Consider the following 23586-nt stretch of genomic DNA (forward strand, 5'->3'; position numbering starts at 1 on the left):
CTTAGGGGAAATATCTGCTGATGATCTGGCTGATGAAGCCATCCTGCTTCATGCGGCTGATGGCGTCGGCAATTTTGGCGGCATCCTCACGCGGGAATGACGGACCTGATGCAATCCAGTTCTGGTCGCTGTACATCCGCGCGCCAACCACGGGCGATGTGCCGGTTTGCCGCTGATATATCGGCCGGAAGGTGCTGGCTGCGCCAAAAAAACTGGCTACGCGGCCTGCCTTCAGCATCTTGGCCATTTCTTCCAGCGGGCTTTCCGCCAGCTGTTCGGTTTTTATTCCCTGGCGCAGCAGCCAGGCGCGTACGCTGGAGCCAGCACGAATACCGATCAGACCTGCCGCGGTGGCCTGATCCAGGCTATCGAGTGGCGGGCTGCCATCCCGGGTGATGAAGCCGAAGTCTGTGGTATTGGTCACGGCAATCCAGCGGAACAGCGTTTCCCGCTCCGGGGTGCGGGCAAAGTAGACCATCAGGGCGCTGGCACTGCCAGTCACTTCCTGCATGGCCCGTTTCCACGGACGAATCTTTACATTGGGCACGAAGCCGGCGCGGCGAAGGGCCTCGCTGCCGATTTCTATCATCATGCCTTCCTGCGGCTCGCCTAGCTGGTTGCACATGGGTGGCAGATGGTCACATTCCAGGTCGATGACCCGGGCTGCGTCCTGCGCCTGGGTGCCCAGGGAAAACAGCATGATGCTGCTGGCAGTCAGCCTGGCTGATAGTGCGGACATTGCTCCCGGCTCCTGCAGCAAGAAAACCTGTGATTAAACCCATGCTTTATACATAGCTGAGCCAAATGGAAATGCCAGCGTCTGTTTTGGGTTGCCAGAGCACTGGTTTTGCTGTGCGAGTGTTTATCTTTGTCTTGCGCTTCGGCAAGTGCTGTCACGTGCTGGCGGATTGGTTTTATGTTGTATTTGAAATACACATTTATGAGCGCGGCGTAGTCAGAGCTGGGCGATAACCCTGAGATATACCCGGTTTTGCATTGAATATGAGCGGATATGCAGGCACTTGCTGCATGATGGCGTCTTTCTGCGCTTGGTTGGCCGTGCTTGGCAGCGCATGGTCTTGCTTGTCAATTCAGGTGGTAAATAATATCGTAATGCGATATTGATGAGCGCATGGCTGTCATGCGCCCAGATGACGTGCCGCTGGTGCAATGCCCGCTGCACATTGTCGTTAGCCCTGCCCACCAAGGAAAGTATGTCCGGCTCATTCAGGAAAATCCCCATCGAGGTCGCCCCCGCAAAACCTGCCGCCGAGCAGGAAGTGGTGTCGCTGTATGCTGCGCAGAAGAAAATCTACCCGCGCAGTGTTCATGGCCGTTTCAACAACTGGCGCATTGTCTTTGTCGTGCTCACCCAACTGGTGTTTCTGGGCCTGCCCTGGCTGCGCTGGGACGGGCGGCAGGCGGTGAATTTTGATCTGGTGGAGCGCAAGTTCTACCTGTTTGGCCTGATTATCTGGCCGCAGGACTTTATCTATCTGGCGGCCTTGCTGATCATCTCGGCCTTCGGCCTGTTTTTGTGGACCACCATCGCCGGTCGCCTGTGGTGCGGTTATTCCTGCCCGCAGACGGTGTATACCGAAATCATGCTGTGGATAGAGCAGTGGACCGAGGGCAGCCACAGCCAGCGCAGCAAGCTGGACAAGCAAGGCTGGAGCGTGCGCAAGCTGCGCATCAAGCTGATCAAGCACAGCCTGATGCTGACCTTTTCCCTGCTGACCGGCTTTACTCTGGTGGGCTATTTCACTCCGATTCATGATCTGCTGGCGGCCTTGCCCCGCTTTGATTACGGGCCGTGGGAGCTGTTCTGGATCTTCTTCTACGCTGCCTGCACCTATTTGCTGGCCGGGGTGATGCGCGAGCAGGTTTGCCAGTATATGTGCCCGTATGCGCGCTTCCAGAGCGTGATGTTCGATGCCGACACCCTGGTGATTTCCTATGACACCGCCCGTGGCGAACCGCGTGGCGCGCGCAAGAAGGGCAGCGATCCACAGCAGCAGGGGCTGGGTTCCTGTATCAATTGCAATATCTGCGTGCAGGTGTGTCCGGCTGGTATCGACATTCGCAATGGCCTGCAGCATGAGTGCATAGGCTGTGCCGCCTGCATTGATGCCTGCGACGAGGTGATGGACAAGATGGCCTACCCGCGCGGCCTGATTCGCTACACCACCGAAAGCGCCCTGGAGGGCCTGTATCCGGACAGCGCCATTCTGTCGCGACTGTGGCGTCCGCGCGTGGTGCTATATGCCTTGCTGCTACTGGTAGCCACCAGCGCGGCGGGCATTTCGTTTGCCCTGCGCAAACCCTTCAAGGTGGATGTATTGCGCGATCGTGCGTCGCTGGTGCAGGAAACCGGTGATGGCCGGCTGGAAAACAGCTATATGCTGAATATCATCAATACCACCAGCCAGGATCAGGTGTTCAGCGTCAGCGTGAGCGGCCTGCCCGAGATTGCCATTTCCACGCCGCAGCGCTTGTCCATCAAATCGGCTGACAGCAAGAGCCTGGGCGTGCGGGTGGTGGTAGATCCGCAATACGCCGACCGTGGCAGCCATCCCATCCTGTTTCGGGTGCAGTCGCTGGGCAACCCGGCGCTGGTGGTGGAGGAAAAATCCAGCTTTATCGGCGAGTGAAAACGGGTAGTGTCAGGTATTCAGCTGCGCTAACTGGCTGATGTCACGCTTGGGCGGCAGGCCGAACAGGCGTACGTATTCGCGGCTGAACTGTGAGGGGCTTTCATAACCCACGCGGAAGGCCGCGGTGGCGGCTTCCAGCTTGTCGCTCAGCATCAGCCGCCGGGCTTCGTTCAGCCGCAGCCATTTCACGTATTGCAGCGGACTCATGGTGGTGAGCTGGCGGAAATGGTGGTGCAGGCTGGAGCTGCTCATCTGCACCCGCGTTGCCAGCTCGTCAATACGTAGCGGCTCGGTGTAGTGGGTTTTCAGCCAGTCGATGGCACGGGCGATGCGCTGGCTGTGGCTGCCGGTGGCCAGAATCTGCCACAAACGTGAAGCCTGGTCACTCATCAGCAGGCGGTAGTGGATTTCCCGCTTGATCAGCGGTGCCATCACGCTCATGTGCTGTGGCTGCTCCAGCAAGGCTAGCAGGCGGCTGAAGGCATCCAGCAGTTCTGCGGTCACCGTGCCCAGTGCCATGCCCGGCTGGCTGGCTTGTTCGGCTGGTGGGCAAATGCCGCCCTGGGCAATCAGCTCGGCCATGATGCGCAGATCCAGCCGCAGCACCAGCCCCATGCAGGGCTGCGCCGGGCTGGCGGTGAGCACTTGCGAGCTGGCCGGCAGATCAATGGAGTTGAGCAGAAAGTGCCGGGCGTTGTAGGGGTAGCGGGCATCCCCCACCAGCATCTGTTTTTCTCCCTGCACCACCAGCACCACGCTGGGTTCCACCATGCAGGAGCACGGTTGCGACTGGTGCTCGCGCCGGAAGAATCCCAGGTCGGCAATGTCGGTATTCTTGTCTTCCTCGCCATGGGTATGCGCGCTAATGATCTGACGCAGCTGGTTCAGCGTGTTGTTGTCTGCAAGTGGGAGAGGGGTGCTGGGCATGGGACAGTTTCCTGAGTAAGCCCTCCCAGCCTACTGGCTGGACAGGCTGCTGTCTGCCTGATTTTCGCTGTGCCGCAGGATCAGGCAAGCATTGCAGCCTATCGGGCAAGCAGGCTGGGCCGGCAGGATGGCACAAGGCCCCCGCCACGGTGGGGGCCTTGTTGCGTAACCGGCTGTACTTAGCCGGCGTTTCTCAGCGATGCCATGTCGATGACGAAGCGATATTTGACGTCACTGGCCAGCATGCGCTCATAGGCCTGGTTGATGTCCTGCATGCGGATCAGCTCGATATCCGCACCAATGCCGTGCTGGCCGCAGAAGTCCAGCATCTGCTGGGTGGCGGCAATGCCGCCTATCATCGAGCCGGCCACGCTGCGCCCGCCCATGATCATCACCACCGAATCCAGCGCCGGTTCCAGCGGCCCCAGATAGCCGATCAGTACCAGCTTGCCCTTGTGGCTGAGCGTGGGCAGATAGGGGTTGAGGTCGTGGGCGTAGGGCACGGTGTCCACGATCAGGTGAAACTGATTGGCTACCGCCGCCATCTGCGCGGCATCGCTGCTGAGTACTACCTTGCTGGCACCCAGGCGCAGCGCATCGGCTTCCTTGCCCGCCGACCGGGTGATCAGGGTAACTTCGGCGCCCAGGGCGCGGGCCAGTTTGATGGCCATATGGCCCAAACCACCCAGGCCTACCACGGCCACCTGGCTGCCAGGGCCGATGCCGGCTTCCTGCAGCGGTGCCCAGGTGGTGATGCCGGCACACAGCAGCGGCGCGGCGGCGGCCATGTCCAGCGTATCCGGCACGCGCAGCACAAAGTTCTGGTTCACCACGATCTTTTCCGAATAGCCGCCCTGGGTGATGCCACCTTCCTCGCTGCTGTCCGGCCAGCCGTAGGTGTAGGTGGCACCGGTATGGCAATGCTGCTCGAAGCCTTCGTCGCAGGCGGCGCAATGACCGCAGGAGTTCACCATGCAGCCCACGCCTACGGTATCGCCCAGGCGGTAATGGCTCACCTTGCTGCCAACGGCGACTACCTTGCCGATGATTTCATGCCCCGGCACGATGGGGTAGACCGTCCAGTTCCAGTCATTGCGCGCGGTATGCAGGTCGGAGTGGCACACCCCGCAGTAATGGATGTCGATTTCCACATCATGATCGCGCAGCTGGTGGCGCTTGATCGGATAAGGCCCCAACGGTGCAGTGGCCGAGGTGGCGGCATAGGCTTTGACTTTGCGTTCTGTCATGGGATTTCCTTGAAGGTCGGCACCGGAAGTCATCGGTGCAGCGGCTGCCTTGTCCGGGTGGCAGGGCAGACAACAGGTTTTTTTCAGCCATGCAGTGTAGGAGGGGGCGAGGACGGGGCGGTATCACAGTCCTGCGGTGTTCTTGCCTGATTCTGCAAATCAGGGCAGGTTTTGTTGTCAGCTGGCGGAATTCAGTGCGGGTCCAGCGTACCCAGACTGGCTAGCAAGGCGAGCGCCAGCAGGCTGAGGGCAATCTGCACCCGTACGGCGCGACGGAAGCAGGGCAGGGCGTGGGCGTCGCGGGCCATGCGCGGTACCAGGTAGTAGCGGTTGTACAGCGCCAGCAGCGTCATGCCGGCCACCATCAGCAGCTTCAGACCCAGCAGGGTGGTGTAAGGCGACAAGCTGTCCGGCAGCAGGCTGCCGTTGATGAGGTATAGATTGCCCAGGCCGCTGGCAATCACCACCAGCACCACGCCATGGCCGATGCTGGAAAAACGCAGCATGATCTGCCGCAATACGGTTTGCGGTGCCGGCGCGGGCTGGCGCAACAGCTGTCGCACCAGTGGCAAGGCACCCAGCCAGGCGCCACTACTGAGCAGGTGCAGCAGGTCGTTAAACCTGTGGGCGAGACCCAGTCCGCCGCCATGCATGGCGGCATGGCCGCTGAGGGTAAGGCTGGCCAGTACGCTGGCACCGGTCAGGGTAGTAAGGCCGGGAGAGGACACGCCAGCACGGTGGCGACCGGACAGCCACAATGTCAGGGCGGCTGCCAGTTGCCAGCACCATGCCTGGCCCATGCCGGTATCGCGCGCCACGCCCAGCAAGGTGGCAGGCTGCCAGCTGTCAGCCCAGCCATCAGTCAGAATGGCACTGTGCAGGGGCAAGACGCACAGGGTGGCCAGCAGGATGGCCAATCTGGCCCGCCGGTAAGCAACAGCCTGTTCCTGCCAGATGCGCATGCGCAAATCGGCAGGCACCAGCGCCAGCAGAAACAGCGCACTGCCCCACAGCCACAGGGCTGCGCCATCGATCAGCCAGCGGCACAGCCACAGCAGGTAGTCTGCAGTGCTCACTTGCCCACGCTGAAGCTGTAAGTACCCTTGGTTTTATGGCCATCCACCGACAGCACATGCCATTCCAGCTGATAGCTGCCCACCGGCAGGGGCTGGGCCGGTTTCACGATAAGGGTTTTTCCGCCATTACTCAGCACGGCCTCTCCCAGGGTGATGTCCTGTTTTTCGGCATTGCGCAGTTTGACGCCGCTGAATTTCACATCCAGCGCTTCGGTAAAGCTCAGGCTCAGGCTGGCCGGGGTGCTGACCACGCTATTGGCTGCCGGGGCGGTGGTTTTCAGATGAGCATGCGCCCAGGCAGACGTGGTGGTGAGCAGGCTGGCAGCAACAATCAGCATGGATGAACGGATAAAATGCAGCATGACAACTCCTGTTGGGTCAAAAGGCATGGATGATGCGGCATGGCGCCAGCCGAAGAGGCAGGATGCTAACGCATCAGCCACTGCTCTGGTAGTCAGCCCGGGGATGGGATGGCAGAAAACTGATCTGGAGCAAGCCGGACTCAGGCATCAGGCCGGTGCTGCCCGCAAGGAAAGCGGAAAAGTGCCATTTTAGGCAAGTAGCTGCGCTGCCGCCTGTGGCAAATTGTCGCAGCCGGAGAGGGTATGTACCGCATGGCAGGCAATGCCAACGGGGCTGCCAGGGGTGAAGCAAGCCGGCACTTGCCCTATAATGCAGGCATTCCGATGCATGATGTATCCCAGTTTTTCTCATGCCCACCCTTCCATTCCAGGTGCTTTATGGATCGCATCCTGAAACAGCTTTCCTCCTCGTTGAATACCGCGGAGACCATCGATCAGCTGGTGCGGCCCATGCTGAGCATGCTTGGCACCATTACCGGCATGGAGTCGACCTATCTGACCGGTATCGACCTGGAACAGCATACCCAGCGCATCCGTTTTGCCCGTAATAGCGGCACATTGCAGATTGCCGAGGGCATGGAGGTTCCCTGGGCGGATACCTTGTGCAAGCGGGCGCTGGAGATGGGTCAACTGGCTTGCGATGCCGTTCCTGCCCTGTGGGCGGATTCGGCAGCGGCGGCACAGTTGCAAATCCAGACCTATGTCAGTGCGCCCATCAATAACGGTGACGGCGAACTGATGGGGACTTTGTGTGCCGCCAGCACCAGCAAGCTGGCCATTGCGCCGAATGTCGAGGTACTGTTCCAGCTGTTTGCCAATATCGTCGGCAATTTCATTGAGCGGGAAGTGCTGGTGGAAAAGCTGCAGGCTGCCAATGACCAGCTGGCTGCGCATGCGCTGACCGATCTGCTGACCGGCCTGCCCAACCGCCGCGCCATGTTTGCCGAACTGGAGCATATGCTGGCGCTGGCCAGCCGCAGCCGCATTCATGTTCTGGTGGGGGTGATCGATCTGGATGGTTTCAAGGACATCAATGACCGTTACGGCCATCAGGGCGGTGATGATCTGCTGCGTGCCATAGCCCTGCGGCTGCAGGCTGGCATGCGCTCGGCCGACCTGATCGGCAGAATGGGTGGGGATGAATTCCTGTTTGTCGGCCCCGGACCGACAGTGGGCGAAGCCGATGCCGACGCGGCGGCATGGCACATGCAGCAGCGGCTGTCTGCGCTGTTGGTGGGCCATTATGAGTTTGCCGGCCAAACCGTCAGCTATGGCGGTGCCAGCGTTGGCGTGGCGGCGCTGCCGCCGGACCATGTCGGGATCGAAGCCGCCATCCACCAGGCGGATGCGCTGATGTATCAGGTAAAACACAGCCGCAAGTTGCGTTAGCCGACACAGCATCAGGGTTGTGCCGCGCTTTCCTGCCGGCTGGCCGCCTGTACTTTTCCCCGTTCTCCTGCCTTACGTTCCATCGCATTGTGCGCTGCCTTTTTCCGCCCTTGCCGTTTTTTCCACCAGACGGCCACGCCGGTCGCGCTGAGCGATGCCACCACCAGTCCCAGCAGCATGATGAATACCTTGTAGGGCAGGCCGCCTATTGCCGCCATGTGCAGGCTCACCAGCCAGCTGTGAATGGTATCGCCGCTGGCGCGGCCTGTAGGTAGCCAGGCACCCTGGTCGCGGCCGGTATCGCCATCAAAATACACCACGGTGCTGCCCCAGCGGCGGCTGACATCCAGGCTGCTGCGGCTGCTGAAACCATACAGGCCGGTGCGGCTGTCATAAAACAGGTCGTCTTCTTCCAGAATGGCAAAGCCCTTGCTGGCAGCCAGCCGGGTCATCAGCTCGCGTCCCCGGCTGCGGGCGGCTTCCCAGTCCAGCCGTGGTGGCAGCTGGCTGGCGCGGCCTGGCGCTACCTCATCCGGCTCGGTCTGGGTGGTAAACAGTGTTGCCATCACCGGCTTGTACACAGACGGCAGGTTGAATGACACGCTGCTCCAGGCCAGCACCAGCAGCATGGCCCACAGCCAGAGTGATGCCGCACGGTGCCAGTCAAACACCAGCTTGTAGCTGCCGCCGCCACGGCGGATTTTCCATGACACCGCCCAGCGTTGCAGCCAGCTCTTGCGTGTTTGCTGCACATCAGCCGGAACGGGCTTGCCGGCTTTGCGTTGCGGTGCCGGGAAGGTGAGCCAGGCACCGGCAAAGCAGTCGGCCGTCCACAGCAGGGCGATGATGCCGAAGATGGTGGTGGCCAGGTCACCCAGCGCCAGCGAGTAGTGCAGGCGGTAGATAAAAGGAATCAGGTTCTTGCTGCCCTGGCTGATGTCACCCCATTTGCGCGCGCCCTGAATCCTGCCGCTGTACGGATCGACAAACACCTGGTTATTGGCGGGCTCGGACAGGGTGCCGTCGGACTTGGGCAGGCCGGACAGCCAGAAAATCATGCTGCGTCCTGCTTGCTGTTCCAGCGGCACCATGGCCGCCACCGCATCCGGAAAGGCGGCTGCCACCGTCTGACGCAGTTGCAGCGGGTCTAGCGGGCGGGTGCCGGCTGCGGCGGGCGGGGTGAAGAACAGCTCCGGGTTCAGCCAGTGATCCAGCTCCTCGTTCCATGCCAGGATGGCACCGGTGAGGCCGGCCAGCAGCAGAAAGCCTGCCATTGTGAGGCCAAGCCAGCGGTGGATGAGGACAGCGCTTTGTCGGAAATGCGGTTTCATGCCTTGTGCAGTCGTCATGGGTAAGGGGCGGGTGGGTGGGCCGATGCAAGCCGGTTCGGCAGACAGGCCGAACCCTTTGGTGAGAGGGTCTTGTGCTGTGGCGTGCAGTTTATATGCAAATGCGAATCATTACTATATTGATTGGAATTTTCCTGCCCTGCCCAGGGGGATGTCTGTTGCCGCTATGTAAAGGCGATTGACAATGCTTAGTATTTCTACTGAGAATGTAAATCAGAATCATTATCATTAACAAAAAACAGACGGCTCGCTCTGATTTTTAACACTCTGGATTCCCACATCATGCAAGTTCACCGGCCTGCTGCCGCACATGCTCCCTTTACTTCCGGTTTTACTCTGCGCCCGCTTTGCCTGGCTGTCATGCTGGCTGCGACTGGTGTTGCCAGTCAGGCTTACGCAGATGATGCCGCCACGGCTGCTGCCACAGGCAAGGCTGCGGATGTAGCCGTGTTGCCAGCGGTAACAGTTTCGGCAGAAGTGCCCACCGCCCAGTTGCCCACGGAAAAGCAGGATACCTACACCATCAAGCACAGCGATTCCGCCACCCGGCTGAATCTGAGCCCGCGTGAAACCCCACAGGCGGTATCGGTGGTGACGCATGCCAAGATGGAAGATTTCAACCTCAATACCATCAACGATGTGCTGGCCAATACCACCGGGGTGACGGTGGAGAAGGTGGAAACCAACCGTACCTACTACACCGCACGCGGCTTTGACATCACCAATTTCCAGATGGACGGCATTGGCGTGCCGATGACCTACAGCCTGCAATACGGCGATATCGATACCGCCATGTTCGACCGTATCGAAATAGTGCGCGGGGCCAACGGCCTGTCCAGCTCCACCGGCAATCCGTCGGCCACGGTCAATTTCATCCGCAAGCGCCCGACTGATGATTTCCAGGCATCCGCCGGCCTTACCATTGGCTCATGGGATACCAAGCGGCTGGACGTGGATGTTTCCGGCCCGCTGAACCAGGAGGGGACAGTGACCGGTCGTGTGGTGGCCGCACATGAGGATGGCCATTCCTATCTGGACCGCTACAAACCGTCCCGCGATGTGTTTTACGGCGTGTTGGAAAACAAGCTGAGCGACAAAACCGTGCTGACGCTGGGCTACAGCTATCAGAAGGAAGACGGCAAGGGTGCGATGTGGGGTGCGCTGCCGATGTCCTACAGCGATGGTTCCAGCACCAACTACCCGGTCGGTACTAGTACGGCCACCGACTGGTCCTATATGGATACCACCGAACAGCGTGTTTTTGCCGAGCTGGCCCATGCGCTGGACAACGGCTGGCAGTGGAAGAGCACGTTGGGTTACAACCAGTTTGATACCGACAGCGCACTATTCTACGTGTACGGCACGCCAAACAAGACGACCGGTGGCGGACTGTATGCCTATCCCTCGCGCTACGAAAGCAGTAACAAGCAGGTGTATTTCGACAGCAATCTGGGTGGCAAGTACACACTGGCCGAACGCCAGCATGACTTTAACCTTGGGGTGAATCTGTCGCGTTCGCGCCTGACGGATGTCAGCCATTACGGCGCAGGCATCGGCACCGAGCTGTTTGGCTCCACCGCCTTCAACGGCAGCTATGCCATGCCCAGCTTCGACGCCAGCGTGGACGGCAGCAGCTATGTCGATACCCGCAAAACCCTGTACGCTGCCACCCGGCTGAATCTGGCTGATCCGCTAAAACTGCTGCTGGGGGCCAATTACACCCAGGCCAGCTCCAGCGGTTACAGCTATGGCGTTGGCCATGCGCTGGACCAGTCGGCCACCTCGCCTTACGTTGGCCTGGTGGTAGACCTGACCGAGCAGATTTCCGCCTACGGTAGCGTGGCCAAGATTTTCAACCCGCAAACCCAGACCGACGCCAGCGGTGCCACCCTGGCTGCCGCCCGCGGCACCGGCAAGGAAATCGGCCTGAAGGGCGAGTTCTTCCAGCGTCGTCTCAATACCTCGCTGTCGCTGTTTGAAGTTCAGCAGGACAATATTGCCGAACAGGCCGGTTACGTGGGCAGCAAGGCTTACTACCGCGGGATTTCCGCCAAGTCCAAGGGCGTGGAGTTTGATGTTTCCGGCGAGCTGGCGCACAACTGGCAGGCTAGCCTGGGCATGGTGGCACAGCAGATCACCGGCGAAAACGGCGACGATGTACGCCTGTACGTGCCGCGCCGTCAGGTACGGCTGTCCACCACCTGGCGCGTGCCGCAGCTGGAGCAGCTGAAACTGGGTGCCAGCCTCAACTACCAGAGCGAAACCCGCTACAGCAGCACTTCGGCAGCCTATCAGGGCGGCTACTCGGTATGGAACCTGATGGCCAGCTACGAGGTGGACAAACACCTGACGGTGGCCGCCAATCTGTACAACGTGCTGAACCGCAAATACCTGACCAGCGTGTACTGGGATCAGTCCTACTACGCTGCCCCGGTGAATGCCAGCGTATCGGTGAAGTGGAAATACTGAGTTTTATTCCGCTACGGAGCCCTGCGCCCCGTCTATTCCCAATCCCCCCACCCTTGCCCTGCAAGGGAGCCTCACTTTCTTTCCGGAAAGCGAGATGGCGTTTGTTAACAATCTGCAGCCAGCCGGCCTTGTGCCAGCTGGCTTTTTTCATGGCAGGGCGGGTAGGGGTGCTGGCTTTGTTAAGGAGTATTGCGCTGCAGGCGGCGTGACAGGTATTTTCGTTGACAGTTCAAATGCGAATGAGCATGATTCTCATTTTAAGAATATTCACAATCATGCTCATCCCATTTCTCATCATGTTGCGCGAAGGCATGGAAGCCGCGCTGATCGTCGGCATTATCGCCAGCTATCTGCGCCAGTCCGGCCAGCAGCGCTGGATGCCCGCCGTGTGGCTGGGCGTTGTGCTGGCCTGCCTGCTTAGCCTGGGCGTGGGTTTTGCCCTGGAAATGACCGAGCAGGAATTCCCGCAAAAGCAGCAGGAACTGTTTGAAGCCGTGGTAGCGCTGATTGCCGTTGGCATCCTCACCTCCATGGTGTTCTGGATGAAGCAGGCCGCCCGTTCCATCAAGGGCCAGCTGCACAACTCCATCGACGCTGCCCTTGGCCGTGGCCGCGGTCAGGCTTACGCGCTGATCGGCATGGCCTTTTTTGCCGTGGCGCGCGAAGGGCTGGAATCGGTGTTTTTCCTGCTGGCGGCATTCCAGCAACAGGCGGAAAACCCGCTGGCCTGGCTGGCTGCCCTGCTGGGACTGGCGGTTGCCGTGGCCATAGGCTGGGGCATTTATCAGGGCGGGGTGCGTATCGATTTGCGCCGCTTCTTCCGCCTTACCGGCATGTTCATCATCCTGGTGGCAGCCGGCCTGCTGGCCGGTGCCATCAAGGCCCTGCATGAGGCCGGGCTGTGGAATCAGCTGCAAAGCGTGGTGTTCGACCTGAGCCACATCTTACCCATCGACACCCCGCTGGGGGTGATTCTGTCCGGCATGTTCGGCTACAACGACACCCCCACCGTCAGCGAGCTGCTGGCCTGGGTGCTGTATCTGCTGCCGGCGCTGTTCCTGTTCATGCGCGGCAGCAAGCCAGCCGCCAGCTCGTCCCGTGCCACGCTGCACTCCCATTGAAATCACCGCTCACCAATCCTGAAGGAAATTCATTGATGGCAAACCATGCCCTGTTCAAGTTGTCCGTAGTGGCGCTGCTGGTATCCACGCTGGCTGCCTGCGGCAAAACCGAGCAAGCACCTGCGGCCCAGGCCGGCAGTGCGCCGGTTGCTGAAGCTTCTGCCGCAGCAGCATCGGCCCCTGCCGTGGATTACACCGCCCAGTTGGCCGGCCCGATTGCCGACTACAAGCAATATGTGAGCACCGAGCTGGACGGTTTGCTGACCCAGTCCAAGGCGTTTGCCGCCGCCATCAAGGCTGGCGAGCTGAAGAAGGCACAGAGCCTGTACGCCATTACCCGCCAGCATTACGAGCGCATCGAGCCGATTGCCGAATTGTTCTCCGACATGGATGCCGCCATCGACGCCCGTGAAGACGACTTCAAGCAAAAGGCTGCAGATCCCAAATTCACCGGCTTCCACCGTCTGGAAAAAGCCCTGTTCGGCGACCACACCACCAAGGGCCAGGCCCAGTACGCCGACAAGCTGGTGGCCGACATCACCGAGCTGAACAAGCGGGTGGCCACGCTGGATATTCCGCCGGCCAAAATGGTGGGCGGCGCTGCCGGCCTGATCGAAGAGGTGGCAAAGACCAAGGTAAGCGGGGAAGAGGACCGTTACAGCCATACCGACCTGTGGGACTTCCAGGCCAATGTCGACGGCGCGCAGAAAATTGTAGAACTGCTGCGCCCGCTGCTGCAGAAGGCCAACCCGGAGTTGCTGGCCAAGGTGGATGAAAACTTCAAGACCGTGGACAGCCTGCTGGACAAATACCGTAGCGAAGACAAAAAAGGCTTTGTCAGTTACGACAAGGTGACCGACGCCGACCGTACCGCGATGAAGGGCCCGATTACCGCCCTGGCCGAAGACCTGTCCAAGCTGCGCGGCGTGCTGGGCCTGGATTGATCCACCTCATCCTGCCCCGTTGCCGCGCATGGCACGGGGCAGTTTCTGTCAGCCAGTCAGGGCGGCCAGCGGCTGCCCGGCTGCATTCAGGACACCTTCATGATCAAAGCATTACCCCTGTGCCTGCTGCTTGGTTTGCTGGCTGCCTGCAGCAAGCAAGGCCCGGCTCCGGCCACCGCCAGCCAAGCCAGTGCGGCCCCGACCATCCCTGTTGTCAATGTCGGGGTGACGGATGAGGCCTGCGAGCCGATGCAGCTTACCGTCAAGCGCGGCAAAACCCAGTTTCTGATCAAGAACAACAGCGCCCGCGCCGTGGAGTGGGAAATCCTCAAGGGCGTGTACGTGGTGGAGGAGCGCGAGAACATCGCCCCCGGCTTCAGCCAGAAGCTGACCGCAAAACTGGAACCCGGCAAATACGAAATGACCTGCGGCTTGCTGAGCAATCCGCACGGTGTACTGATTGTTGAATGAACACGCTGCCCGGCAGCACCACATAGACAGACCTTACGTCATGACAGAACAAGACAAGCCCGCCATTGCCAACTCCTCCACCATCGCCAACCCCCAGCGCCGCAAGCTGCTGCGCGGTGCCGGTTTGTTTGGCGGCGGTCTACTGGCTGGCGGGCTGGGAGCCGGGGCCTGGTTTGGCAAACTGGCCAGCCCGGCTGATCCGGCAAGCGAAGTGGTGCCGTATCGCGGCGCACATCAGGCCGGCATTACCACGGCTGCGCCGCAAGAAGCCATTTTCATTGCCTTCGATGTACTGGCCAAAGACCGCCAGGGCCTGCAGCAAACCCTGCAACTGCTGACCGAGCGCATTGCCTTTCTCACCCGTGGCGGCCCGGCTGCCGTTAGCCCGCCCAAGCTGCCGCCGCCGGATTCCGGCCTGCTGGGCGATACCGTGGCCCCGGACCGGCTCACCATCACCGTGGCGGTGGGCGCTACGCTGTTTGACGGGCGTTTCGGCCTGCAGTCACAGCGACCACGGCATCTGGGCCAGATGCAGGCTTTCCCTAATGATGCGCTGGATGCCGCCTGGTGTGATGGCGACCTGCTGCTGCAATGCTGCGCCAATTCGCGCGAGACGGTGATTCATGCGGTGCGCGACATTATCAAGCATTGCCCGGACAAGCTGGCGGCGCGCTGGAAAATGGACGGCTTCCTGCCAGCCGGTGCGGTACGCAACAGCAGCACCCCCATCAACCTGTTCGGCTTCAAGGACGGTACCGGCAATCCCGAAACCGCCGATGCCGCCCAGATGAACGCACTGGTGTGGGTGGACGGCAAGGACAAGGAACCGGCCTGGGCCAAGGGCGGCAGTTATGTTGCCATTCGCCTGATCCGCTTCACGCTGGAGCAGTGGGACCGTACCCCGCTGGGCGAGCAGCAGGGCATTTTCGGCCGCGACAAGGGCAGTGGTGCACCGCTGGGCCAGCAGCACGAATTCGACGACCCGGCTTTTGCGGCAGACCCGCATGGCCGGCAGGTGCCGCTGGATTCCCACATGCGCCGCGCCGAGCCACGCTTGCATGGCCGCCACGATGCCCGGCTGCTGCGCCGCAGCTACAGCTATTCGCTGGGCCTGACCAAATCCGGCCAACTGGATATGGGGCTGGTATTCATCTGCTTCCAGTCCAATCTGCAAACCGGCTTCATCGCTACCCAGAAGCGGCTGGATGGCGAACCGCTGGAGGAATACATCAAACCCTTTGGCGGCGGCTATTTCTTTGCCCTGCCCGGAGTGGAAGGCAATGCCTGGCTGGGCCAGTCCTTGCTGCAAGTCACGGCCTGAGCACGGCTGAGGCAGCCTGACAGCTAAAAAAAATGCCGGCACCTGGTGCCGGCATTTTGCATGCAAGACGCTGTGTCAGATTTTGTAGGCATCGACAATGCTCTGCAACTGGCGTGACAAGCTGTCCAGTTGCTGGGCCGAATTGGCCGTATTGCCTGCCGCCGCGCTGCTTTCTTCCGCCATCTGCGCAATGCCTTCCACCTGCTGGGCAATGCTGGTGGTTGCTACGCTTTGCTCCTTGATGGCATTGGTGATTTCATCCACCAGCGCCACCGCCCGCTGGCTGCCGCTGCCAATGGCGATAATGGATGCATTGGCTTCTGCTGCGCCCCTTACCCCATCGGCCACGTTTTCTTCTACCTGCCCCATGGCTTTGACGGCCACTTCGGCGCTTTCCAGAATGGCCGTGATGGTGGAGGAAATTTCCTGGGTGGACTGCGCCGTGCGCTCGGCCAGCTTGCGCACTTCGTCTGCCACTACGGCAAAGCCGCGGCCCTGTTCGCCAGCACGCGCCGCCTCGATGGCTGCATTGAGTGCCAGCAGATTGGTCTGATCGGCCACGTCACGGATTACCTGCACCACGCGGGACACCTGCTGGCTCTTTTCTTCCAGTCCGCGCAGTTGTGTTGCCGCTGTATCCACGGTACGGGAAATGTACTGGATGTCGCTGGCCGCTTTGCTGATGGTGGCCTTGCCTTGTTCTGCCAGCTCGCCGGAGTTTACCGAAGCGGTATTGGCTTCGCTGGCGCGGTCTGCCACGTGGTTGACGCTGACTGTCATTTCTTCGACGGTGGCGGCCATATTGGACGAGGCACTGCTCTGGTGCTGGGCTGCCGTGGCAACCTGTGTGGCGGTAGATGCCAGTTCGGTGGACACGCCGGCAATGGTCAGTGCGCCCTGTTTTACCGACTGCAGGCTGCTCTGCAGGGTATCCAGCAGCTTGTTGAAGGCTTCTGCCGTGTTGCCCAGTTCATCCTGGCGGTGGATCTTGATGCGCTGGGTGAAATCCAGTTCGCGTGCCACATGACGCAGGCCATCGCGGAAAGCCTGCATGCGCTGGCGGATTTCACGTACCAGCATGAAGCCAAGGCCACCAGCCACCAGGATGGCCAATACGATGACGGTGACAAACAGGTTGAGCGCCTGATGGAAATTGCGCTGACCATCTTCGGTCAGCTGCTTGGCTGTCTTGTTGTTGTAGGCAACGTGGTTTTCCATCGCCTCGGTAAACTTCATGGCCAGATTGCGGAATTCGCCGGTTTGGGAAATTTCCTTGCGCATGCCCTCCATATTGCTGGCATCGGCCATGGCCTGGATATCCCGGGTCTTGTTCAGGTAGAGCTTCAGCAGGGATTTGTCTGTGGCCAGTAGCTGCTTGTCCTGTTCATCTGAAATAAAGTGGGCGGCATAGTTGTTCAGGCCTTCTTCCACCTTGCTGGCATTGCTTTGCAGGCGCTCGCCGGCGGCGGTTCGCTCACTGGCATCACCTGCCAGCATGTAGTCACGGATGTTGATACGCAGGCGTTCGCCGTAAATGGTGGATTCGTACAGTAGCTGAATGCTGGGCAGCACATTGTTGTCGATGTATTCCACCTGTTCCTGTGCCGTGCGCATGTTGCGATAGGCAAAGCCGGCAACGGTCAGGATGGCGATCAGGCAAACCAGCAGGGTGCAGCTTAGTCTTTGTGCAATGGTCAGCTTCATGCCAGCCTCATTTCTTTGTTGATCAAGCCACTCATGGTTGCATTTCTTGCTTAAGCCAGCAAGCGCGATTGGATAAAAAATTAGATAAATCTTAATTACGATAAATGTTTAATATATATATTATTTTTTTAAAAAATATTTATTAAGCATTAAGAGTGATGATGGCAAAGTGGTTTAACCATAAGGCGCTGCACAACTGTTGCTAAAAATATTGCGCTATTGAATTGCTGCTAACGGCGGCCAGCCACGGCTGCGCGCGGTACCTTGCGGTATGCAGTGAAATGGAAGCAGTCATCATGTTATGCCTGGAGTGCAGGGTTGCTGTACCGAGATATCAATATTGATATATCAGCTAGAGCGATTTTGCTGTTGGATGCCCCGGCCAAACAGCCCATGATGCAGCCATGTGACGGGACGGTTTGATCCCGCCGGATGCAAGCGCATCACGATAGCAAAACGATTGGAGACATGCGTGATTAGTGGCAAGACAACGCTGATTGCCCATCTGGGTTATCCCACCGAGAGCTTCAAGGCTCCGATGATTTACAACCCCTGGTTTGACAGCAAGGGCATCGATGCGGTGGTGATGCCCATTGGCGTCAAGCCGGAAGATTATGTGGCGGCGGTTGCCAGCATCCGCAAGTTCACCAATCTGCGTGGCGCACTGGTCACCATGCCGCACAAGGTCACCACCCTGGGACTGATGGACGAAATCACTCCCACCGCCGCCATTGCCGGTGCCTGCAACGCCATTCTGGTCCGCCCGGATGGCACGCTGCTGGGCGACCAGTTTGACGGTGCCGGTTTTGTCCGTGGTGTGGAGCGCAAGGGTTTTGCGCTCAAGGGGCGCAAGGTGCTGGTATCCGGCAATGGCGGGGTGGGGTGTGCCATTGCCGCCTCGCTGGCGGCTGCCGGTGTGGCCGAAATGGCCTTGTTCGACAGCAATACCGCGTCCTCGGAAGCACTGGCAGGGCGCTTGCGTCAGCATTATCCGCAGTTGAAGGTATCGGTGGGCAGCAATGACCCGGCGGGTTTCGAGCTGATCGTCAACGCCACCCCGCTGGGCATGAAGGACGACGACCCGCTGCCGTTTGACATGGACCGTGTCAGCCCGGACACCTTTGTTGGCGAAGTAGTGATGAAAAAGGAAATCACCCCGCTGCTGGCGGCGGCACAGGCCAAGGGCTGCCCGATACAGCTGGGCACCGACATGTTGTTTGAAATGATTCCGGCCTATCTGGAATTCTTCGGTTTTGGCAGCACCACGCCGGAAGAGCTGCGTGCTGTGGCCACACTGAATTACTGAGGGTTGGCATCATGAAGAAAATGCTGATGCTGCATGGCATCAACCACAATATGTTCGGCAAGCGCGACCCGAAGCAGTACGGCACGGTGACACTGGCCGAGATCGACGCGCGCCTGCAGGCGCTGGGCCGCGAGCTGGATGTGGAAGTGGAAAGCTTCCAGACCAATCACGAAGGCGAAATGTGCGAGCGCATCCATCAGGCCTATGCCGATGGCGTGGACGCGGTGCTGATCAATGCCGGTGCCTGGACGCATTACAGCTATGGCATTCGCGATGCGCTGGCCATCCTGACCGTGCCCATCGTGGAAATCCACATGTCCAACATCCACGCCCGTGAACCATTCCGCCACCAGTCGGTATTTGCCGAAATTGCCAAAGGGCAGATCTGCGGCTTTGGCACAGAAAGCTATCTCCTGGGCCTGCGCGCCGCCGTGGCTGCCACCGCTGCGCAGTAAGTTTTTCTCTGTAGCAATCCGAAACTGACTCAGTCAGTACTGTGCGGAGGAGCCTGGCTCCTCCGCTTTTTTTTGGCTATTGCCGGTGGGGGAGGGAAAGCCCTAAGGCTGCCGCCAGCTGTGGCAGGCCGGGGAAGATGCTGATTTGCCCGGCAAACTGGGCGGCGGTTTCGGCGGACAGGTGCACCCCGGCCACGGCTACTCCTGCGGCAATACCAGCGGCAATGCCGGAGGCGCTGTCCTCCACCAGCAGGCAATCGGCGGCATCTACCCGCAGCAGTTGCAGGGCGTGGTGAATCAGCGCCGGGTCCGGCTTCCAGGCATTTACTTCGTAGGCACTGATGATGGCTTCGCCAAAATAGGGTTTCAGCCCGGTGCTGTGCAGGCTGGTTTCAATTTTTTCGCGCGGGCCGTTGGAGGCAATGCAGCGCGGTAGCTGTAGCGCCGCCAGCAGATCATGCGCGCCGGGCATGATCTGCAACTGGCTGCCCAGCAACTGCAGGCTTTGCTGGCGAAACTGCTGGCTGAACCGTTCACGGTCCAGTTGCGGAAAGTGCTGGCTGATGTCGTCCAGAAAGCGCGCATAGGGCCGGCCCCGGAAATAATGCAGGATGATCTCTTCATCCAGCGTATGGCCATGCTGCTGCAGGATGCGGCCCAGCAGCCGTGCCGACAGGCTTTCGCTATCCACCAGCGTACCATCGCAATCAAAAATCACCGCCTTGATCTTAAACACCTGCTTGTCTCCACATGGCTGTCAGACATAGCAAGTTGTTATAACTGTTATGGCTGGCAATGGCTTCTTTCTCCGCTCCGAATTCACCAGAATGGTGCGCGCCAGGCGCTGGCCGGCTGAGCGGGCGTGACAAGGGCTGATGATGGCACAGCCTGTCCGGCACTGCATATAAAACACGAGGAGACAGAACATGAAACTATCAACACGGCTGGGGCTGATTGTGGGGCTGGCGGCGCTGGGCGGTCTGCTGCTGGCTGTCATGGGGCTGGCGTCCTTGCGCGCTGCCATGCTGGAGCAGCGTCATGAATCCATTCGCACCGTACTGACGCTGGCGGGGCAGCAGGTAAGGCATTTTCAGCAACTGGAGCAAAGTGGCCAACTGAGCCGTGCTGAGGCGCAGCGCCGTGCCATCGATGCCCTGCACAGCATGCGCTACGAGAAAAGCCTGTATCTGTGGGCGCGCACCACCGGCGCGCTGGGGCTGGTGCTGCCGGGTGACAAGGGTGTGGGGCAGGTGGATTTTGGCAAGCCGCTGCCGGATGGCCGCCATGACTTCAACCGCTATCTGGATGTGCTGGCCACGCAGAATATCGGCTTTGTCGAGTTGATGGTGGTAAAGCCTGGCGGTAGCGACGAGGTGCTGAAGATCAACGGCGTAACCCGTATCGATGGCTGGGACTGGATTATCGGTTTCGGTGCCTGGACCGATGACATCCAGGCGGCTTTTTGGCAGGTGGTGCTGCGGTATATGGCAACTGGCCTGCTGCTGTTTGCCGCCATTGGCGCGGTAGCGGTGTGGATGGCGCGAAAAATCTACCGTGCCTTGGGTGGTGAGCCGGAACAGGCCGCGCAGCTGGCCAGCGAAATTGCTGCCGGCAAGTTGAACCGGCGGCTGGATGCGACTGCCCCGGCGGGTAGCCTGATGGCTTCCATTGCGGTGATGCAGGACAATCTGCGCACGCTGATTTGCGGTATCCAGGATAACGCCCGCCAGGTCGGCCAGCTGTCGCATAATCTGGCCGGGCAGATGGCGCAGATCAATGATGCCTCGCGCCTGACCTCCGCGGCGATCTCCTCCAGCGCGGCGGTGATCGAACAATTGGCGGTCAGTGTTGATCACATTTCCCAGGGCGCGCGCGACACCGAGGCCAACTCTACCCGTGCGGCAGAGCTGGCAGAGCGTGGTTCCACCCTGGTGCTGCATGCCGGTGCGGAGATCAGCCGGGCAGCCGGGCAGGTGAGTGACGCCTCGCGCCTGATCGGCTCGCTGGAGCAGCGTACTGACCAGATTGGTGATATCGCCAGCGTCATCCGTGATATTGCCGACCAGACCAATCTGCTGGCGCTTAACGCCGCCATCGAGGCCGCCCGTGCCGGCGAACAGGGCCGCGGCTTTGCCGTAGTGGCGGACGAGGTGCGCAAGCTGGCCGAGCGCACCAGTACCGCCACCGCGCAGATTGCCAGCACGGTGCAGGCGGTGCATGCCGATACCGCTGCCGTGGTGCAAGGCATGCAGGCCATGGCCCCGCAGGTGGCGATGGGGGTGGACATGGCAGCGCAGGCCGGGGAAGCCTTGCAGCAGATCAACACCGCCTCGGCACAGGCGCTGGACAAGGTGCGCAGCATTGCCAGCGCCACCACCGAGCAAAGCCAGGCCAGCAACAGCGTGGCGCGCAATATCGAGCAGATATCCGGCCGGGTGGAAGAATCCAACCGTTCGGTGGATGAAGCCTGCGCCCATGTGGCCGAGCTGGAGCAACTGACCGAAACCCTGCGGCAATCGGTTGCCCGTTTTCAGGTATGAAGCCAGGCGCTGTGTAACGGGACCGGGCAGGGCGGCTTGCTGATCAAAATGGACTGTGTTCCAATCCGGAACAATATTCAGCAGGGGAGATGACATGGCAGGCAGTATGGAGCGTTCGCTGGCAATTCTGGAATTGCTGGCCCGTAATGGCGGGCAGCTGCCGCTGCATGTCATCGCCGACACCCTCAACATGCCGCGCAGCGGTGCACACCGCCTGCTGGCCATGCTGATCGAGCAAGGCTATGTGCGCCAGCATGCGGAGAAGGGCGAATACCAGCTTTCGCTCAAGCTGGTTTCGCTGGGGCTGATCTACCTGTCCACCAGCGGCGTGGCTGATGTGTCGCAGCCGATACTGGAAAACCTGGCGCGTGGCTCCGGCGAGCTGGCGCGGCTGGGCATCATCGAAAACGAGCTGATCACCTTTGTGGCCAAGGCGCAGGGCGCACGCTCCGGCCTGCGCTACGACCCGGACATGGGCAGCAACCCGCCGCTGTTCTGCACCGCCAGCGGCCCGGCCTGGCTATCCAGGCTGGACGATGAACAGGCCTTGCAGATTGTCGCCCGGCAGGGCTTTGGCAATGGCCACGACTACGGCCCCAATGCCCCGCGCACCATTGCCGCCTTTCTGGAGGTGCTGCATGCCACCCGCAAGCGTGGCCATGCAGTGGCGGTGGACAGTTACGAACCGGGCATGACCTCGCTGGCCGCGCCCATCATCAACCCGCTCAACCAGAAGGTGGTGGGCGTGGTGACACTGGCCGGCCCCACCAGCCGTATTCCGGCCGAGCGCCTGCCGGAGCTGGGCAGCCTGTTGCAGGATGCCGCACGCGAACTGGGTGAAGCCTCGTTGGGCTCGTTGTACTTCAAGTCCTGATTTGCGCTGTTTTTCCATGCATGGCCCGCTTGTCGGGCCATTGCCATTCATGGGCTTGATGTATAGCAAAACGTTATATCTGATAGAGCGATAGTGCTCTTTTTTAATGCATGGCGCGGGAACACAATCCTCGCATGCAAACCTCTATCCCGACTCTGTTCATGCGTGGCGGTACCTCACGCGGGCCCTTCTTCCTGGCAGACGACCTGCCGCAGGATCAGGCATTGCGCGACCGTGTGCTGCTCGCTGTCATGGGCTCTCCCGACCGCCGCCAGATTGACGGCCTGGGTGGAGCACACCCGCTGACCAGCAAGGTCGGCATCATTTCCCGCGGCAGCCAGCCCGGCGTGGACCTGGACTTCCTGTTTGCCCAGTTGCAGCCGGACAAGGACACGGTGGATACCACGCCCAACTGCGGCAATATGCTGGCGGCGGTGGTGCCCTTCGCGCTGGAGCGCGGCCTGGTGACGGCGCAGGGTGAAACCAGCACCTTCCGCGTGCTCACCCTCAATACCGGCATGCAGTGCGACGTGACGGTACAAACGCCGGGCGGCCAGATGCGCTACGACGGCGAAGCCCGTATCGACGGCGTGCCCGGCAGCGCATCACCCATCACCATCAACTTTCTGGATACCGCCGGTTCGGTGTGCGCCGGCCTGCTGCCCACCGGCAAGGTGAAGGATGTGGTGCAGCTGGAAGATGTGGGTGCGCTGGAAATCACCTGTATCGACAACGGCATGCCGCTGGTGATGCTGCGCGCTGCCGATATGGGCCGCAGCGGTTACGAAAGTGTGGCCGAACTGAATGCCGATACCGAGCTGAAAACCCGGCTGGAAGCGCTGCGCCTGCAATGCGGCCACCTGATGGGCCTGGGCGATGTCAGCAAGAAAACCTATCCCAAGATGTGCCTGGTTGCCCCGCCGCGTGAGGGCGGCAGCATCAGCACCCGTTGTTTCATCCCCCACGTCTGCCACGACGCCATCGGCGTGCTGGCGGCGGTGACGGTCGGCACCGCCTGTGTGCTGGAAGGCTCGGTCACCGACGGCATCGCGCAGATGCAGGCCGGCCACCGTCATCTGGTTTCGGTGGAACACCCGACCGGCGAATTCTCGGTGGACCTGGAGCTTGACCCGGAAAACCCGCAACACGTCATCCGCGCAGCGCTGCTGCGCACCGCACGGCTCATCATGCGCGGAGAGGTCATGATTCCCTCCGCCATCTGGAAAGGACAGCAAGCATGATCATCGACATCCACGGCCACTACACCACCGCTCCCAAGGCGCTGGAAGACTGGCGCAAACGCCAGATCGACAACCTCTCCACCCCGGAGCTGGGCCCCAAGCCGTCCGAGCTGAAGATCTCCGACGACGAGCTGCG

At 60.5% G+C, this 23586-nt stretch carries 20 protein-coding genes; 12 read left to right on the forward strand and 8 right to left on the reverse strand.

Features of this window, described 5'->3' with window-relative positions; translation table 11 throughout:
- Position 1: 1 nt before the first annotated feature.
- Positions 2-739: a substrate-binding periplasmic protein gene (locus tag QVF59_RS11895; protein WP_287880104.1), complete on the reverse strand. Its 738-nt coding sequence runs from the start codon at positions 737-739 to the stop codon at positions 2-4.
- Positions 740-1214: 475 nt separating this feature from the next.
- Here QVF59_RS11895 and ccoG point away from each other — a divergent pair, with 475 nt between their 5' ends.
- On the forward strand, positions 1215-2651 hold the full coding sequence (gene ccoG, locus QVF59_RS11900) for a cytochrome c oxidase accessory protein CcoG (RefSeq protein ID WP_287880106.1): 1437 nt from the start codon (positions 1215-1217) through the stop codon (positions 2649-2651).
- A gap of 12 nt (positions 2652-2663) precedes the next feature.
- On the opposite strand, the gene QVF59_RS11905 is transcribed toward ccoG, so the two are convergent.
- The 4 genes from QVF59_RS11905 to copC all read right to left on the reverse strand — a co-directional run bounded on the left by QVF59_RS11905 (position 2664) and on the right by copC (position 6266).
- Positions 2664-3581 carry an AraC family transcriptional regulator gene (locus QVF59_RS11905; RefSeq protein WP_287880109.1) on the reverse strand — a complete coding sequence of 306 codons (918 nt, stop codon included), beginning with the start codon at positions 3579-3581 and terminating at the stop codon, positions 2664-2666.
- A 179-nt stretch (positions 3582-3760) separates the two neighbouring features.
- Positions 3761-4828, reverse strand: a complete 1068-nt coding sequence (locus QVF59_RS11910) for an NAD(P)-dependent alcohol dehydrogenase (protein ID WP_287880112.1) — start codon at positions 4826-4828, stop codon at positions 3761-3763.
- A 191-nt stretch (positions 4829-5019) separates the two neighbouring features.
- The gene (copD, locus tag QVF59_RS11915) at positions 5020-5904 is read right to left on the reverse strand and encodes a copper homeostasis membrane protein CopD (RefSeq protein ID WP_287880115.1); all 885 of its coding nucleotides are present in this window, start codon (positions 5902-5904) and stop codon (positions 5020-5022) included.
- Complete coding sequence (copC, locus tag QVF59_RS11920; RefSeq protein WP_159877440.1) at positions 5901-6266, reverse strand: copper homeostasis periplasmic binding protein CopC; 366 nt, start codon at positions 6264-6266, stop codon at positions 5901-5903. Before copC ends, copD begins: the two co-directional genes overlap by 4 nt.
- Positions 6267-6644: 378 nt before the next feature.
- On the opposite strand from copC, the gene QVF59_RS11925 reads away from it, so the two are divergent.
- Positions 6645-7655, forward strand: a complete 1011-nt coding sequence (locus tag QVF59_RS11925) for a GGDEF domain-containing protein (protein WP_287880119.1) — start codon at positions 6645-6647, stop codon at positions 7653-7655.
- 11 nt (positions 7656-7666) lie between these two features.
- On the opposite strand, the gene QVF59_RS11930 is transcribed toward QVF59_RS11925, so the two are convergent.
- A complete protein-coding gene (locus tag QVF59_RS11930) occupies positions 7667-9004 on the reverse strand; it encodes a PepSY-associated TM helix domain-containing protein (protein WP_353851339.1) in 1338 nt (445 codons plus the stop codon).
- 282 nt (positions 9005-9286) lie between these two features.
- On the opposite strand from QVF59_RS11930, the gene QVF59_RS11935 reads away from it, so the two are divergent.
- The 5 genes from QVF59_RS11935 (at position 9287) to efeB (ending at position 15330) form a co-directional block, all read left to right on the forward strand.
- The gene (locus tag QVF59_RS11935) at positions 9287-11473 is read left to right on the forward strand and encodes a TonB-dependent siderophore receptor (protein WP_287880123.1); all 2187 of its coding nucleotides are present in this window, start codon (positions 9287-9289) and stop codon (positions 11471-11473) included.
- Between the two features lie 275 nt (positions 11474-11748).
- A complete protein-coding gene (gene efeU / locus QVF59_RS11940) occupies positions 11749-12594 on the forward strand; it encodes an iron uptake transporter permease EfeU (RefSeq protein WP_159877434.1) in 846 nt (281 codons plus the stop codon).
- A gap of 35 nt (positions 12595-12629) precedes the next feature.
- Entirely contained in the window at positions 12630-13538 is a 909-nt protein-coding gene (efeO, locus tag QVF59_RS11945; protein WP_287880126.1) for an iron uptake system protein EfeO, read from the forward strand.
- A 99-nt stretch (positions 13539-13637) separates the two neighbouring features.
- Positions 13638-14009, forward strand: a complete 372-nt coding sequence (locus QVF59_RS11950) for a cupredoxin domain-containing protein (protein WP_353851340.1) — start codon at positions 13638-13640, stop codon at positions 14007-14009.
- 40 nt (positions 14010-14049) lie between these two features.
- Positions 14050-15330 carry an iron uptake transporter deferrochelatase/peroxidase subunit gene (gene efeB, locus QVF59_RS11955; RefSeq protein ID WP_287880128.1) on the forward strand — a complete coding sequence of 427 codons (1281 nt, stop codon included), beginning with the start codon at positions 14050-14052 and terminating at the stop codon, positions 15328-15330.
- A 75-nt stretch (positions 15331-15405) separates the two neighbouring features.
- Here efeB and QVF59_RS11960 read toward each other — a convergent pair whose 3' ends face one another.
- Positions 15406-17034, reverse strand: coding sequence for a methyl-accepting chemotaxis protein (locus tag QVF59_RS11960; protein ID WP_287880129.1), 1629 nt, complete (start codon positions 17032-17034; stop codon positions 15406-15408).
- Between the two features lie 472 nt (positions 17035-17506).
- Here QVF59_RS11960 and QVF59_RS11965 point away from each other — a divergent pair, with 472 nt between their 5' ends.
- Together QVF59_RS11965 and aroQ are read left to right on the forward strand one after the other, a co-directional pair.
- The gene (locus QVF59_RS11965; protein WP_159877424.1) at positions 17507-18340 is read left to right on the forward strand and encodes a shikimate dehydrogenase family protein; all 834 of its coding nucleotides are present in this window, start codon (positions 17507-17509) and stop codon (positions 18338-18340) included.
- 11 nt (positions 18341-18351) lie between these two features.
- On the forward strand, positions 18352-18795 hold the full coding sequence (gene aroQ / locus QVF59_RS11970; protein ID WP_287880131.1) for a type II 3-dehydroquinate dehydratase: 444 nt from the start codon (positions 18352-18354) through the stop codon (positions 18793-18795).
- A gap of 76 nt (positions 18796-18871) precedes the next feature.
- Here the strand turns inward: aroQ and QVF59_RS11975 are convergent, their stop codons facing one another.
- A complete protein-coding gene (locus tag QVF59_RS11975; RefSeq protein WP_287880133.1) occupies positions 18872-19531 on the reverse strand; it encodes an HAD family hydrolase in 660 nt (219 codons plus the stop codon).
- Between the two features lie 190 nt (positions 19532-19721).
- Between QVF59_RS11975 and QVF59_RS11980 the strand changes: the two genes are divergently transcribed.
- The 3 genes from QVF59_RS11980 to QVF59_RS11990 all read left to right on the forward strand — a co-directional run bounded on the left by QVF59_RS11980 (position 19722) and on the right by QVF59_RS11990 (position 23450).
- Positions 19722-21335 carry a methyl-accepting chemotaxis protein gene (locus tag QVF59_RS11980; protein ID WP_287880136.1) on the forward strand — a complete coding sequence of 538 codons (1614 nt, stop codon included), beginning with the start codon at positions 19722-19724 and terminating at the stop codon, positions 21333-21335.
- Between the two features lie 94 nt (positions 21336-21429).
- The gene (locus QVF59_RS11985; protein WP_287880138.1) at positions 21430-22209 is read left to right on the forward strand and encodes an IclR family transcriptional regulator; all 780 of its coding nucleotides are present in this window, start codon (positions 21430-21432) and stop codon (positions 22207-22209) included.
- Between the two features lie 134 nt (positions 22210-22343).
- Positions 22344-23450, forward strand: a complete 1107-nt coding sequence (locus QVF59_RS11990) for a 4-oxalomesaconate tautomerase (protein ID WP_287880140.1) — start codon at positions 22344-22346, stop codon at positions 23448-23450.
- Positions 23451-23586 lie beyond the last annotated feature (136 nt).

The sequence above is a fragment of the Aquitalea sp. genome (assembly GCF_030150775.1).
GTDB classification, from domain to species: Bacteria; Pseudomonadota; Gammaproteobacteria; order Burkholderiales; family Chromobacteriaceae; genus Aquitalea; species Aquitalea denitrificans.